Source organism: Kitasatospora setae KM-6054 (assembly GCF_000269985.1).
Classification (GTDB): domain Bacteria; phylum Actinomycetota; class Actinomycetes; order Streptomycetales; family Streptomycetaceae; genus Kitasatospora; species Kitasatospora setae.
This window is the reverse complement of sequence record NC_016109.1, coordinates 5,308,708-5,321,577: the sequence shown is the minus strand read 5'-3', so window position 1 is coordinate 5,321,577 and position 12,870 is coordinate 5,308,708. Positions and strand designations below refer to the sequence as shown.

Below are 12,870 nucleotides of genomic sequence, written 5' to 3'. Positions count from 1 at the left end.
CAATTGACTGCTCTGACGGACTGATCGGTCCCGGTGTCAGAGTTCTGGACGTGACAACGGCCGGTGCCGGGCCGCCCGGTGGGGCGGGGCACGGCACCGGCCGTGTCTGTTCGAGCCGCGCGGTGCCTGCTCGGTTACTTCTGCTTGACCTCGACCTGGGTGAAGACCGGGTCACCGAAGGAGTCGTACTTCACGTTCTGCACGTTCTTCGAGTAACCGGCGGTGGTCTTGTAGTACCAGAGCGGGATGGCCGGCATGTCCTTGGCCAGCTGGGCCTCGGCCTGCTGGTACAGCTCGGCGGTCTTCTCCACCGAGGTGGCCTTGTCGGCCTCGCCCGCCAGGCGGTCGAACTCGGGGCTGGAGTAGCCGCCGTCGTTGGCCGCGGCGCCGGTGCCGTACACGTCGCGCAGGAAGTTCGCGTTCAGCGGGTAGTCCTGCACCCAGCCGGTGCGCATCAGACCGTTGACCTTCTTGTTCTTGATCAGGTCACGCGCGGTCTTGAAGTCCGGCTTGGCGTCGCCGACGCACTCGACGCCGGTCGCCTGGCGGATGGAGTTGCAGACCGCGTCCACCCACTCCTTGTGGCCGCCGTCGGCGTTGTACAGGACGGTGATCTTGTTGCCGGGAACGCCGCCACCCTCGGTGACCAGCTGCTTGGCCTTCTCCGGGTTGTAGGTGCAGGCCTCGCCGCAGGTGTTGTCCTTGTAGCCCATCGCGCCCGGGGCGACCCAGGAGTTGGCGGGCTGGCGGGAGCCGTTGAGCACCGTCTTGGTGATGGTGTCGCGGTCGATCGCCATCGACAGGCCCTGGCGGACCTTGGCCAGGTTCTCCGGCTTCCAGTCGGCCTGGTACAGCGAGAAGGAGATCGACTGGATGGCGCCCTGCGCCTGGTCGACGGCGCGGTCGCCCAGGTCGGTCTTGTACGAGGCCAGGTCGCTCGGGTCGACCTGGTCCAGCACGTCCAGGTTGTCCGAGATCAGGTCCTTGTACGCGGCGTCGGCCTGCGAGTAGTTCTTGAAGACGATGCCGCCGTTCTTCGGCTTGTCGACGCCCGCGTACTTGTCGTTCGCGGCGACGGTGATCGCCTTGTTGTGCTCCCACGAGACGAACTTGTAGGGGCCGTTGCCGATCGGCGACTGGCCGTACTTCGCCGGGTCGGTGAAGAAGGCGTCGGGCAGCGGCGAGAAGGCGGTGTAGCCGAGCTTGTACTCGAAGTACGAGACCGGGCCGTCCAGCGCGATGGTGAAGTGGGTGTCGTCGACGACCTTGAGGCCGGACATCGTGGTGGCCTTCGGGTCGCCCTCGTCCGGGTGGACGTCCGCGTAGCCCTGGATGTCGGAGAACCAGTCGGAGTTGATCTGGTTGTTCTTGACGTTGGCCGACCAGTTCCAGGCGTCCACGAAGGACTTGGCGGTCACCGGGGTGCCGTCGTGGAAGGTCCAGCCGGACTTCAGGGTGACGGTGTAGTTCTGCGCGTCCGTGGTCTCGATCTTCTCGGCGACCTGGTTGCGGAGCTGGCCGTTGCTGGGGTCGTAGTCCACCAGGCCCTTGAACAGGGTCTTGATGACACGGCCGCCGCCGACCTCCATGGCGTTCGCCGGCTGGAGCGGGTTCTGCGGCTCGGTGCTCTGGTAGCTGAACGTGCCCTGGGCGTTGGACGCCCCGCCACCGGTGGAGCCGCTGGACGAGCCGCCACTGCCGCAAGCGGTAGCGGCGAGGGCGACCGCGACGGCCGCGACAACCCACTTGGCCTGGCTGGCACCGCGCATGGGTGTGCCTCCTGAAATCGTGTTGCAGATCACTCGCGGCCTGGCGCGCACCCCTGCGCAGGAGCCTCGACCCGAGCTCGACTGCACCCACTATCGGTCACTCACGGATACGGAAATGACCATTCCGGATTTCAATTTGGTCACATGAACGATGGATGAATCCCAGAAAACGGACATACAAGACATACGCAGACATGGGCGAAACGGACAGTTGTCACGGATGACGATCAGTGACGTCCGATTAACGAACGTCCGGCGCCCGCCGCCCGGTGACCGAACGTCACCGGAAACACGACCGGCCGGCGTCCGCGAGGACGCCGGCCGGTCGGCCGAACAGGGTGCTGCCGGGCGGGTGTCAGCCCTTCTTGGCGCGCGAGGCGGTGCGGCCGCGGTCCTTGGCGTCCAGGACGACCTTGCGGATGCGCACGGTCTCCGGGGTCACCTCGATGCACTCGTCCTCGCGGCAGAACTCCAGCGACTGCTCCAGCGAGAGCTTGCGCGGCGGCACGATGGACTCCGCCACGTCGGCGTTCGAGGAACGCATGTTGGTGAGCTTCTTCTCCTTGGTGATGTTCACGTCCATGTCGTCGGCGCGCGAGTTCTCACCGACGATCATGCCCTCGTACACCTCGGTGCCCGGGTCGCAGAACAGCACGCCGCGCTCCTGCAGGTTGGTCATCGCGAAGGCGGTGACCACGCCGGAGCGGTCGGCGACCAGCGAACCGTTGTTGCGGGTCGTCAGGGTGCCGAACCACGGCTCGTAGCCCTCGTGGATCGAGTGCGCGATGCCGGTGCCGCGGGTGCCGGTGAGGAACTCGGTGCGGAAGCCGATCAGGCCGCGGGACGGCACCACGAACTCCATCCGGACCCAGCCCGAGCCGTGGTTGGACATGTTGTCCATCCGGCCCTTGCGGACGCCCATGAGCTGCGTGACGGCGCCCATGTGCTCCTCGGGGACGTCCACGGTGAGGCGCTCGACCGGCTCGTGGGTCTTGCCGTTGACCTCGCGGGTGACCACCTGCGGCTTGCCGACGGTCAGCTCGAAGCCCTCGCGGCGCATGGTCTCGATCAGGATGGCCAGCGCCAGCTCACCGCGGCCCTGCACCTCCCAGGCGTCCGGGCGCTCGGTCTCCAGGACGCGGAGCGAGACGTTGCCGATCAGCTCGCGGTCCAGGCGGTCCTTCACCTGGCGGGCCGTCACCTTGCGGTCCACCTTGCTGCTGGACTTCGCGTCGGCGCCCTTGCCGGAGCCGCCCTTGCCGACCAGCGGCGAGGTGTTGGTGCCGATGGTCATCGAGATGGCCGGCTCGTCGACCGTGATCAGCGGCAGCGCGATCGGGTTCTCGGTGTCGGCCAGGGTCTCGCCGATCATGATGTCGCCGATGCCGGCGACGGCGCAGATGTCACCGGGGCCGGCCACCTCGGCCGGCTTGCGGGTGAGCGCCTCGGTCATCAGCAGCTCGGAGATCCGGACGTTCTGGATCGAGCCGTCGCGCTTGATCCAGGCCACCGTCTGGCCCTTGCGCAGCTCGCCCTGCTCGACCCGGAGGAGCGCGATGCGGCCGAGGAAGTTGTCGGCGTCCAGGTTGGTGACGTGCGCCTGCAGCGGGGCGTTCTCGTCGTAGACCGGGGCCGGGACGTGCTCCAGGATGGTGGAGAAGAACGGCTCCAGGTTCTCCGAGTCCGCCGGGACGGTGCCGTTCTCGGGCTTGGTCAGCGAGGCGACGCCGTCACGGGCGCAGGCGAAGACGATCGGGAACTCGATCTGGTCCTCGTCCGCGTCCAGGTCCAGGAACAGGTCGTAGGTCTCGTTGATGACCTCGTCGATCCGAGCGTCCGGACGGTCGGTCTTGTTGATGCACAGGATGACGGGCAGGCGGGCGGAGAGCGCCTTGCGCAGCACGAAGCGGGTCTGCGGCAGCGGGCCCTCGGAGGCGTCGACCAGCAGGACGACCGCGTCCACCATCGACAGGCCGCGCTCGACCTCGCCACCGAAGTCGGCGTGGCCGGGGGTGTCGATGATGTTGATCGTGATCGGCGCGCCACCGTCCTTGGGGTGGTACTTGACCGCGGTGTTCTTCGCGAGAATGGTGATGCCCTTCTCGCGCTCCAGGTCGTTCGAGTCCATCATCCGGTCGTCGAGCTGCTGGTGGGCGGCGAAGGCGCCGGCCTGCTTCAGCATGGCGTCGACCAGGGTGGTCTTGCCGTGGTCGACGTGGGCGACGATGGCGACGTTACGAATGTCGTTGCGCGTGGGCATGCGGCGCTGATTCTCCCGGAATCGTGGGTCACGGTGCCCGGCCCGCGTCAGCATTCACCGGTCCACCCACCGGGCACGGCACATGCCTCGGCTTCTTCCCATCGTACGGGGAACGGCCCAATGGAGCCGAAACGGGCCGCGTCGGGGCGGTGGACATCACCACCGGGCCCCGCTCCTTCCCGTACGCACCACCGTCCCGGGGCGCTGTGCGAGCCGCCGGGCCGGCGGCGCGCGGGCCTAGAGCGAGAGCTCGAACCAGACGATCTTGCCCTTGGGGGTGCGCCGGCTGCCCCAGCGCTCGGCCAGCAGGGAGACCAGCTGGAGGCCGCGGCCGCCCTCGTCGGTCTCCTGGGCGCGGCGCTGGCGCGGCTGCGCGTAGGCGTCGTCCCAGACCTCGCAGACCATGGTCTTGTCGCGCAGCAGCCGGAGCCGGATCTCGCCGCGGCCGTGCCGCAGCGCGTTGGTGACCAGTTCGCTGACCAGCAGCTCGGAGGTGTCGACCAGGTCGTCCAGGCCGCGTTCCAGCAGCCAGCCGCAGGCGGCCTCGCGGGCCTTGGCGACCGAGGTCGGCTCGGAGGGGAACCGCCAGTCGCCGACCGAGCCCTTGGGCAGGGCCTTGACCTTGGCCATCAGCAGGGCGATGTCGTCCTCGCCGTGGTGCGGGTTGAGCTCGTCCAGCACCTGGTCGCAGAGTTCCTCGATCCGCTCGGAGCCGGCCTCCAGCGCGGCCCGGAAGGCGTCGATGCCCTCGTCGAGCTGGTGCTTGCGGGACTCCACCAGGCCGTCGGTGTAGAGGGCCAGCACGGCGCCCTCCGGCAGGTCGACGGTGACCTCCTCGAACGGTTCGCCGCCGACGCCGAGCGGCAGGCCGGGCGGCACGGTGATGGTGCGGGCGCCCTGCCCGGGGGCGAGCAGGACCGGCGGGAGGTGCCCGGCGTTGGCGAAGGTGCAGCGCTGTTTGACCGCGTCGTAGACGGCGTACACGCAGGTGGCGAGGTAGACCTCGGCGTTGGAGCGGTCCGGGTCCTCGTCGTTGCCGAGGCCGCGGGCGATCTCGTCGAGGGCGGAGAGCACCTCCTCGGGGTCGAGGTCGAGCATCGCCAGGGTGCGGACGGCGGTGCGGAGTTGGCCCATCGCGACGGCGGCGCGCAGGCCGCGGCCCATCACGTCGCCGATCACCAGCGCGGTGCGGCTGCCGGGCAGCGGGATGACGTCGAACCAGTCGCCGCCGACCTCGGTGTTGTTGTTGCTGGGCAGGTAGCGGCGGGCGATCTCCAGGCCGGAGGCGGCCGGGTTGCCGGGGGGCAGCAGGCTGCGCTGCAGGATCAGCGCGCGCTCGTGCTCGCGGCGGTAGAGCCGGGCGTTGTCGACGCAGACGGCGGCCCGGGCGACCAGCTCCTCGGCGATCGCGACCTCGCGGGCGTCGAACGGCTCGCTGCCGATCGCCCGGGAGAGCTGGACCAGGCCGAGCACCTGGTCGCGGGCGACCAGCGGCACCACCAGGGTGGAGCGCAGCAGCGGGTCGGGGCCGGGCTGCGGGACGACGCTGCGGCCGGTGCGCAGCGCGCGGGCGTGCGGGGAGCGCGGCGGGTAGCAGAGTGTGCCGCCGGCCTCGGCGACCCGGACGCCGGCGCGCTCGCTGCCGAGCACGGACGGGGCGTTGCCGACCACGCTGGAGACGGCGACCCGGCGCAGTTCGCCGCTCTCCGGGTTGGCGCTGAGCGGGGCGGCGTCGCCGGTGAGCAGCGCGGTGTAGAGGTCGACGGTGGCGACGTCGCAGAACTGCGGGACGATCACGTCGAGCAGTTCCTTGGCGGTGGTCTCCAGGTCGAGGGTGGAGCCGATGTGGGTGGACGCCTCGTTCAGCAGGGCGAGGCTGCGGCGCACGCCGGCCGCCTCGCGTTCGGCGATGTGCCGGCTGGTGACGTCCTGGACCTGGCCGGCCACGCCGATCGGGCGGCCGCCGGCGGCGGTGAGCCGGTACAGCGAGACGGCCCAGGTGCGCTGGTCCTCGTCGCGGCCGGCGCCGGTGCGGGCGGCCCGGACCGGGCCGGACAGCCGCAGGTCGAGGACGGACTCCTGGCCGGTGAGGACCTTGCGCAGGGCGAGCAGCAGCCGGTCGGCGTCGGAGGGGCGGAACACGTCGCCGGGGGCGAGGCCCTGGAGGGCGGTGGGGCTGCGACCGACGCCGGCCGCGAAGGCGGCGTTGACGCGTTGCAGCTTGAGGTCGGTGTCGAACAGGAAGAAGCCGGTGGGGGTCTGGCCGATGACCGCCTCGGAGGCGGCCAGGTCGGTCTCGATGGCGCGCAGCCGGCCGAGGTCGACGGCCAGGCAGGTGGCGGAGCCGTCGGCGCTGGCGGGCATCGCGTAGACCTCGGCGAGGCTCTCGGCGCCGGAGAGGTCCCGGTAGGGGGCGGTGCCGACCCACTCCTCGCCGGACAGGATGCGTTCCAGCCGGGCCCGGCCGCGCTGCCACAGCTCGCGCGGGATGAACGCGGTGATCGGGTCGGCGCCGACCGCCTCGGAGGCGGGGACGCCGAAGAACTCGGCGGCCCGGTCGCTCCACTGGGCGATCCGCCCGTCGGCCCCGATCGCGAAGGTCGCGACCCTGATGTAGTCGTAGATGGTGCCCGAGGCGCCCTGTCCCCAGCCGAGCGGCAGCGGGGCGGGGGTCGTCGGGGCACCCGGCTGTTCCGGCACCGCGGCATGACCGCCGCTGCCGTGCGTCACGTTCCGTGCCGGGAAGCTGTTCAACGGACCGACCCCTCCAACCCGCGCCCATCCGGTGTCGAGAAGACCGAGTATTCGATGTCCGAGTATTCATCATTCGGGCACGGGCGCACACGCCCTTCAACGTCACAACATCGAATCGGGTAGTTGAACCTCCGAGTTCGGGAGCTCGAACCAGACGACTTTGCCCAGTCCCTCGGCCCTGGTCCCCCAGCGCAGGGCGAGCCTGCGGACGAGTTCGAGGCCGCGGCCGCCCTCGTCGCCGGCCCCGGCGTGGCGCTCCCGGGGCGGGTCGGGCAGCGGGTCGGAGATCTCGACCAGCAGCAATTCGCCGAGGGTCAGCCGGACGCCGATCGGGGCGCTGGCGTACCGGACGGCGTTCGTGACGAGTTCGCTGACCAGCAGTTCGGCGGTGTCGGTGAGCTCCTCGGCGCCCCAGTCGGCCAGGGTGCCGCGGACCAGCCGGCGGGCCCGGGAGACCGCGGTCGGTTCGGCGGGCAGCGTCCAGCCGGCGGTGGGCTCCTCGGCCCGGCCCTGGCCGAGCCGGGCCAGCAGCAGGGCCACGTCGTCGGGCTCGCGGCCCTGCTCCATGGTGGCGAGGACGGCCTCGCACGCCTGCTGGATCGAGGCGTACGGCTGTTCCAGCACGGTGATCAACCTCCCCAGTCCCACGTCCAGGTCCTTGTCCCGGGACTCGACCAGCCCGTCGGTGCACAGGGCCAGCAGGCTGCCGTCCGGGATCCGCATCTCGATCGACTCGAACGGCACCCCGCCGACGCCGAGCGGCGCGCCGGAGGGCAGGTCGAGCACCTGTCCGGCGCCGCCGGGGAGCGGGCCGCCGGAGCGGGCCGGCTCGGCGTCGGCGCCGGGGACCACCAGGACCGGCGGGATGTGGCCGGCCTTGGTGACGGTCAGGCTGCGCCGGGCGGGGTCGAAGACCGCGTAGACGCAGGTGGCGAGCAGCGCCTCGTCCGGGCCCTGGGCGAGGTCGTCGGCGAGCTCGTGCACGTGCCGCAGGACGACCTCGGGGGCGAGGTCGAGGGCGGCCAGCACCCGGACGGCGGTGCGCAGCCGGCCCATCGTGGCGGCGGCGCGCAGGCCGTGGCCCATCACGTCGCCGACCACCAGGGCGGTGCGGTCGCCGGGCAGCGGGATGACGTCGAACCAGTCGCCGCCGACCTCGGTGCCGCTGGAGCCGGGCACGTACCGGTAGGCGACCTCGACGCCGGTGGGCTGCGGGACCTGCTGGGGCAGCAGGGTGCGCTGCAGGGTGAGGGCGGCGGTGCGCTCGCGGGCGTAGAGGCGGGCGTTGTCGAGGGAGCTGCCGGCCCGGTCGGCGAGTTCGACGGTGAAGGCGAGGTCGTCGCGGTCGAAGCCCTCGCGGTAGCCGGCCCGGCTGACCACCAGCAGGCCGATCACGATGCCGCGGGCCCGCAGCGGGACCACCAGCCGGGAGTGCACGCCGAGTTCGCGGGCGGCCTCGACCTTGGGGTCGCCGGGGAAGGACAGCTCGTCGGCGCCGTTGCCGCCGGAGAGCAGTTCGGGGACGCCGCTGCGCAGCACCCGGCCGAAGACCGAGTCCTCCTCGAAGGTGATCCGGGCGCCGTGCCGCAGCATGGTCTCCACGGCGGGGGCCTGCCGGATCGCGGCGACGCCGAGCTGCAGCAGCGAGGTGCGCCGGTCGTGGCCGTGCCGGGGCAGGTCGTCGCCGTGCGCGACGGCCTGCAGCAGGATCACCCCGGCGTAGTCGGCGAGCCGCGGGACGACCGCGCCGGCCAGCTCCTGGGCGATCATCGAGGCGTCCAGCAGGTCGCCGACCCGGGAGCCGAACTCGTTGAGCAGCGAGAGCCGGCGCCGGGCGCCCTCGACCTTGGCGACCGCCCGGTAGCGCTCGGTGACGTCCATCACGGTGCCGGAGATGCCGAGCACCCGGCCGGAGCGGTCGGTCATCCGGCTGTAGGAGATCGACCGGTAGCCGGAGCGGGCGCTGGCCGGGGAGGCCAGCGTGACGTCGATGACCGGCTCGCCGGTGGCCAGCACCTGGCGCTGGACGGCGGTGATCTCGTCGGCGGAGCGCTCGGGCAGCGTCTCGCCGGTGGTGCGGCCGATGTGCGCCTCGGCGGGCAGGCCGTTCATGTCGGCCAGGGTGCGGTTGACGGCGGTGTAGCGCAGGTCGGTGTCCAGCACGGCGATGCCCAGCGGCGACTGCTCGAACAGGGCGTCCCGGACGGCGAGGTCGCGTTCGACGGCGCGCAGCGCGGCCGCCTCGGTGAGCGCGGCCTGCACGTACGGGGCGCCGTCGCCGTCGACCAGCAGCGAGAGCCGGACCTCCACCTCGACGGGCAGGCCGTCCCGGTCGGCGATCTCGGTGAAGCCGTGCCAGGAGCCGCGGCGCAGCGTCTCGTGCAGCGCGGCGCGGGTGCGCGCGACCTGCTCCGGGTCGGGGATCAGCTCGTCGACGGCGCGGCCGACCAGCACCTCGCTGGGCCAGCCGAGCATCTCCTCGGCGGCGGGGCTCCACAGCACCACCCGGCCCGAGGTGTCGAGGATGACGATGGCCACCCGGACCACGTCCAGCAGGCTGCCGCCCTCGGTGCGGCGGCTGGGGTGCAGCGCGGTCGGCCCCTCCCCCGGGTGCGGCTCCGGCCCGCCGGGGAACGCCCGGGCGGGCCGGCCGCGGGCCGGGGCGCCCCCCGGCCGGGGCTCGCCGGGCGGCGGGACGGGGCCGGCCGTCGGCGCGCTGCCGGGCAGCGCGTCGGGCCGCCCCCGGCGCAGCCGGGCCCGGGCGGCCGCCCGCCCGGCCCCGGCCCGGCCGGGCAGCGCGGCCCCGCGCCGCGCCCCGTGCGCGGGCAGGCCGGACTCCTCCCGCTCTCCCCCGCCGCCACCCGGCTTCGCCACCTACGGGGCCTCCGGCCGTCGCTGGAACGCCCCCGGCGGGCTCGCCGGGGCGCGGGCCGCCGCCACCCCGCGCCGCCAGGGGCTCACGGATCGTGACGAATGCTGCCGAACTCTGCCATACCCAGGGAATCGCACCGCTATCCCGGCATACGGGTCGTCTGTCCGATTGGCGTACAGAGCGGACAGGGCGGGCGCTTCCGGTGCCGGGCCCCGCCTAGCGCAGCAGGCCGTCGCGGTGCAGGTCGTCGAAGAGGACCTGGTCGACCGGGGGGACGCGGTCGCGGTCGGCGTAGCCGAACCAGGCGACCTCCTCGATCTCGCTGCTGGCGGTGAGGGTGCCGGTGTAGTCGGCGGCGTAGCAGGCCATCCTGACCTGGGTGCCGGGGGCCTGGGCGTGGGCTTCGGCCTGGTAGGTGCCGACGTGGCTGACGGTGTCGGGGCGGATGGCGACGGTGAGTTCCTCGGCGACCTCGCGGACCAGGGTCTGCAGGTCGGTCTCGGCGCCCTCGCGCTTGCCGCCGGGGATGTAGAAGGCGTCCTTGCCGCGCGGGCGGGCGCACAGGATCCTGCCGCCCTCCAGCCGGACCCACGCCACCGTGTCGATCAGGGTTGCCATCGCCGTCCTCGTGCTCGTCGTGCCGGCCACCGACCCTACGGCAGGGGGCGTCAGGCGCGTGGCGGGGCGGTGGCGGTGGCCAGGCGCTGGTTCTTGAGGTCGGGGCGGTCGGTGACCTCGGGGCCGAACCAGGGCGGCGGGGTGAAGGCGGCGGCCCGCTCCGGGTCGGCGAACTCGACCTCGACGGTGCGCAGTCCGGCGAGCCGGCCGTGGTAGGTGTCGACCACGGCCTCGTCGGGGCCGAGCGGGACGATCCGGCGGGTCTTGTGGATCCGGGCGTGCTCGGTGGCGGGCCACAGCGCGGCGAACTGCCCGGCGTCCAGCGGGGTCTCCCACTCGCCGCGGACCAGCCCGGTGCCGCGCTTGACCGTCAGCGAGCACGCGTCGCCCTGCTGCCGGACCCGCGCCTCGGCGCCCTCCGGCCCGGTCACCAGGTAGCCCTGCCGGACTTCGGACTCCCGCCCGGCGGGGACCTCCGCGCCGTCTCGGACGAGGAACTTCCGCTCGATCTCGACGCCCACCGGGCCTCCTTCGCGCACGCGACCGGTGCGGCGGGCGCCGCACCGGGTGCCACGCTACGCGGCGGGCCGGGGCGGGAGGGGGGAGATGGGCGGGAAGGGCGGGAGGGGCCGGTCGGGGTCAGGCGGGGCTGCCGGGGCCTCCGGGTTCCGCCGGGTCCTCGGGTTCGACCCAGTAGAGCTGCTTGTGGCCGCGGGCCTCGTACTCGGCGGCCAACTCCTCGGCCCGGGCGCGGTCGAGGCCGCGGGCGAGCAGGAAGCGGTTGCCGTTGTCGTCCTGGCGCACCACCCGGTGGGCGGCCTCCGGGCCGCGTTCGGCGTCCATGCCCACACGGTAGCGGTCCGACCCGGTGGGGGGCAGGTCGGACCGCCCGTCCGGACACCAGGCTGGACGGTGCGTGCTACCGGGCGGTACGCGGTCGGTCAACGTCTCGTTAACTCGATGCGCGCTCCCAACTAGCTTACGCGAACCAGTAGTTCACCGTGCAGCACGGCGAACCAGGCGTCCGGGTCGGCACCCCAGCGGGTCCAGCCGGCGGCGATCCGGTCCAGGTCGGCGGGGGTGGCCAGGCCCTCGGCCAGGGCGGTGTCGGCCAGCCTGGTGCGGGTGGTGCGCTCGGCCCAGCTCTCCGACCACCAGCCGCGCTCGTCCTGGTCGGCGAAGGTCCAACTGCTGGACGAGGGAACCAGGGTGGCGCCGGGCTCGGCGGCCAGTCCGGCGGCCCGGGCCCAGGCCAGCAGCCGACGGCCGGCGTCGGGCTCGCCGCCGTTGATCCGGGCGACCCGCCGGTACAGCGCCAACCACTCGTCCAGTTCGGGCAGTTGCGGGTACCAGGTCATCGCGGCGTAGTCCGAGTCGCGGACCGCGATCACCCCGCCCGGGGCGGTCACCCGGCGCATCTCGCGCAGCGCGGCGACCGGGTCGGGCAGGTGCTGCAGCACCTGGTGGGCGTGCACCACGTCGAACGAGGCGTCGGCGTAAGGCAGTTCGTAGACGTCGGCGACCTCGTACGACAGGTTCGCCAGCCCGCGCCCGGCGGCGTGCCGGGCCGCCTCGGCCAGCACCTCGGCGCCCGGCTCGACGCCGACCACCCGGCCGTCCGGGCCGACCAGTTCGGCCAGGTCCGCGGTGATCGTGCCGGGGCCGCAGCCGACGTCCAGCACCCTCTGCCCGGGGCGCAGTTCGGGCAGCAGGTAGCCGGCCGAGTTGGCGGCGGTGCGGCTGCGGTGCGAGCGCAGGACGGCGGCGGCGTGGCCGTGCGTGTAGGCGGGCATGGCGGAGTCCCTCTCCCTCGAAGGCGGTTCCTCGACGACCCGTCCAGCATAGGAAAACGTTCCATGTTTCGGACAATGTCGTCTCGCATGGCAAGACGGATGAGTGATTACCTCGCCCTCGGAGCCCTTCCGGGAGGAGAATTCTCCGCATGGGAAAGACTTACGAGCGCATCGATGCCAGGCTGCGCGCGTTCATCGAGAAGCAGCCCGTCTACTTCGTCGGCACCGCGCCGCTGGCCGCCGACGGGTTCCTCAACATCTCGCCCAAGGGCCGGGCCGGCACCCTCGCCGTGCTCGACGAACTGACCGTCGCCTACCTGGACTTCGGCGGTTCGCACGCCGAGACCATCGCCCACCTGCGGGAGAACGGGCGGATCATCCTGATGTGGTGCGCCTTCGAGGGCCCGCCGACCGTGCTGCGGGTGCACGGGCGGGGCGAGCCGGTGTTCCGGGACGACCCGCGGTTCGCCGAGCTGCTCGCCCGCTTCGACCCCTCGGCGGACGGCACCGCGCTGCGCGCGATCATCCTGGTGCGGGCCGAGCGGGTCAGCGACTCCTGCGGCTTCGCCGTCCCGTTCATGGAGTACCAGTCCGACCGGACGCTGCTCGCCGAGTTCTTCGACCGCAAGGGCGAGGACCGGTTCAGCGAGTACTGCGAGGGCAAGGAGAACCTCGCCGTCAGCATCAACGGCCTGCCCGGCCTGCCGCTGCCGGTGCCGCCCCGGCCGTCCTGAGCCCTCCTGAGCCCGGCCGAGCCCGGCTGGGAGCGGCGGGCGTGCGGCGGGCGCGGGCGTACGGTGGGAG

Annotated in this window: 9 protein-coding genes; 1 reads left to right on the top strand and 8 read right to left on the bottom strand. The window is 72.5% G+C overall.

The annotated features are described in order from the left end of the window. Positions 1 to 134 precede the first annotated feature (134 nt). The 8 genes from KSE_RS23755 to KSE_RS23720 all read right to left on the bottom strand — a co-directional run bounded on the left by KSE_RS23755 (position 135) and on the right by KSE_RS23720 (position 12,066). Positions 135 to 1,769, bottom strand: coding sequence for a peptide ABC transporter substrate-binding protein (locus KSE_RS23755; protein ID WP_014137892.1), 1,635 nt, complete (start codon positions 1,767 to 1,769; stop codon positions 135 to 137). Between the two features lie 355 nt (positions 1,770 to 2,124). Beyond that, on the bottom strand, positions 2,125 to 4,029 hold the full coding sequence (gene typA, locus KSE_RS23750) for a translational GTPase TypA (protein WP_014137891.1): 1,905 nt from the start codon (positions 4,027 to 4,029) through the stop codon (positions 2,125 to 2,127). A gap of 237 nt (positions 4,030 to 4,266) precedes the next feature. Then, positions 4,267 to 6,729: a SpoIIE family protein phosphatase gene (locus tag KSE_RS23745; protein WP_014137890.1), complete on the bottom strand. Its 2,463-nt coding sequence runs from the start codon at positions 6,727 to 6,729 to the stop codon at positions 4,267 to 4,269. A 156-nt stretch (positions 6,730 to 6,885) separates the two neighbouring features. Further along, positions 6,886 to 9,657: a SpoIIE family protein phosphatase gene (locus tag KSE_RS23740; RefSeq protein ID WP_014137889.1), complete on the bottom strand. Its 2,772-nt coding sequence runs from the start codon at positions 9,655 to 9,657 to the stop codon at positions 6,886 to 6,888. 214 nt (positions 9,658 to 9,871) lie between these two features. Next, positions 9,872 to 10,273, bottom strand: coding sequence for an NUDIX hydrolase (locus KSE_RS23735; protein WP_014137888.1), 402 nt, complete (start codon positions 10,271 to 10,273; stop codon positions 9,872 to 9,874). A 50-nt stretch (positions 10,274 to 10,323) separates the two neighbouring features. Next, entirely contained in the window at positions 10,324 to 10,794 is a 471-nt protein-coding gene (locus KSE_RS23730) for a CYTH domain-containing protein (protein ID WP_014137887.1), read from the bottom strand. Between the two features lie 118 nt (positions 10,795 to 10,912). Next, positions 10,913 to 11,116, bottom strand: a complete 204-nt coding sequence (locus KSE_RS23725) for a hypothetical protein (protein WP_051055931.1) — start codon at positions 11,114 to 11,116, stop codon at positions 10,913 to 10,915. A gap of 131 nt (positions 11,117 to 11,247) precedes the next feature. Next, complete coding sequence (locus tag KSE_RS23720; protein ID WP_014137885.1) at positions 11,248 to 12,066, bottom strand: methyltransferase domain-containing protein; 819 nt, start codon at positions 12,064 to 12,066, stop codon at positions 11,248 to 11,250. A gap of 149 nt (positions 12,067 to 12,215) precedes the next feature. On the opposite strand from KSE_RS23720, the gene KSE_RS23715 reads away from it, so the two are divergent. Beyond that, complete coding sequence (locus tag KSE_RS23715; RefSeq protein WP_014137884.1) at positions 12,216 to 12,800, top strand: pyridoxamine 5'-phosphate oxidase family protein; 585 nt, start codon at positions 12,216 to 12,218, stop codon at positions 12,798 to 12,800. The last annotated feature ends 70 nt before the right edge of the window (positions 12,801 to 12,870 follow it).